Origin of the sequence: Dactylosporangium sp. NPDC050688, from assembly GCF_040654515.1 — a bacterium.
Classification (GTDB): domain Bacteria; phylum Actinomycetota; class Actinomycetes; order Mycobacteriales; family Micromonosporaceae; genus Dactylosporangium.
This window is the reverse complement of the sequence record NZ_JBFAIC010000180.1, coordinates 1-1629: the sequence shown is the minus strand read 5'-3', so window position 1 is coordinate 1629 and position 1629 is coordinate 1. Positions and strand designations below refer to the sequence as shown.

Here is a 1629-nt window from a genome sequence, read left to right as displayed (position 1 = left end):
ACAACATGATCCACAAGAGCTACGGGCATCTATCAATCAGGGTCCACAATGGAGTCCTGCCGGGCAGTCAGACCCCCACCAAGTTCGAAGACCCGTCATCGCCAACCTCGCAATCGCCGCCACGTTCATCACCGTGCTCGTGCTCTGGGACGTCTTCGGCCATCTGCCGCTGCCGCTGGGTGTGGCCGGTCACGAGGGTTCCACCGTCATCGTCGGCCTCAACGGGCTGCGCCTGCTCGCCACCGGGGCATGGCGGCGAGCCGCCGGCAGGCCGGGCTGGGTACGTTCCACCGCCTGGCACTGGGGCTTCTCGTCGAAACTGAACACCGCCGCGCGCACCGGCGGGTTCAGATACAACCCGACGACGTCGACCAGCTTCTGCTCAAACCGCGGATCGTTGCTGACCTTGAACGTGGCAACCCGCCACGGCTGCAGACCATGGTCGGCCCAGATCCGAGCCACTGCGTCCTTACCGACACCGACCCGCCGCGCGAGGGACCGCGTCGTCCAGTGCGTGGCCCCGTCCGGCGGCCGCTCGTGCAGGGTCAGGTCCAGCACCCGCTCGACCGTGCCCGCCGGCAGCCACGATCTGCGGCCCCGCCCCTTGGCGATCACCCCCACCCCGTCCGGTCCCGTCTGCGCGAACCGCCTCGTTGGCAACCCCACCCGCCGCCCACAGCAACGCCCGCGCCTGCACCACCGTGCGGTACGGCAGGACCGTCGACCTGGCCATCCGCTCCAACTCAGCCCGCTGATCACCACTCACCGGCAACGCCGGCGCCGTCACTACTGGCATACCTCATGCCTACCGCGGGTCCTCACCGACAGACCACTAGCCATCACCGGCCCCACCGTCGAGGAGCACCTCGCCGACGCCGACGGCGACCGCGCCACAGTGCTGGAGGTACCCATCCTCGTCGGCACCGCCCAACCCGGATAGCCGCGATCGACCCGCACCACGCTCGAAAGGCCACATCCGCTCATGCCGCTGACATCGCGCGCCGGCGAGGCAGTCGCCGTGCGTGAGGCTGACCGACAGCGCGCGCGACTCTGGCCGAGATGAGCGCATGTGATCACCGCCGACCTCGCGCAGGGAGCCCTCGTCGGGGTCGACGAGGATACGGCCGTCCTCGCGAAGATCAACCCGATCGTGCGGGATGGGCGAACTACTACCGGGGAGCAGCGTGGTCCAGGACCTTCGCGGCCCTGGACCTTCGCGGCCCTGGACCACTATCTGTGGCAGCTCACCTACAAGTGGGCGTGCTACAGCCATCAGAACAAGCCGAAGACCTGGATCGTGCCCAGGTACTACGGCCGGTTCAACCCCGCCAGCCAGGACCGGTGGATCTTCGGCAACCGCGACAGCGGGTCCGGTAGCGCTCGCACCCGTTCGCCGGTTATCCGCAGTTCGACCTGAATCCCCATACCGTCAGAATCCACGATGCCAGTCGGCGGTGCACGCATCTGCCGCGGTCCGGTGCGCTACAGACTGTGACCGCCCAGCTGGCGGCTTGGCGCGCGGATCTGCCGATGGGGGTCTGTCAAGTTAACGGCTGATCTTGCTGTTGAGGTAGTCAGTCGTTGGCCGGGGTGAGTCGGCCTTCGAAGGCGATCTGGAACGCGTTCAGC

At 67.6% G+C, this 1629-nt stretch carries 2 protein-coding genes; one reads left to right on the top strand and one right to left on the bottom strand.

From position 1 onward, the window contains the following. Positions 1 to 189: 189 nt before the first annotated feature. On the bottom strand, positions 190 to 615 hold the full coding sequence (locus tag AB0H83_RS51825) for a hypothetical protein (RefSeq protein WP_360111465.1): 426 nt from the start codon (positions 613 to 615) through the stop codon (positions 190 to 192). A 454-nt stretch (positions 616 to 1069) separates the two neighbouring features. Between AB0H83_RS51825 and AB0H83_RS51820 the strand changes: the two genes are divergently transcribed. Continuing rightward, entirely contained in the window at positions 1070 to 1417 is a 348-nt protein-coding gene (locus AB0H83_RS51820) for a hypothetical protein (RefSeq protein WP_360111462.1), read from the top strand. Positions 1418 to 1629: the final 212 nt, after the last annotated feature.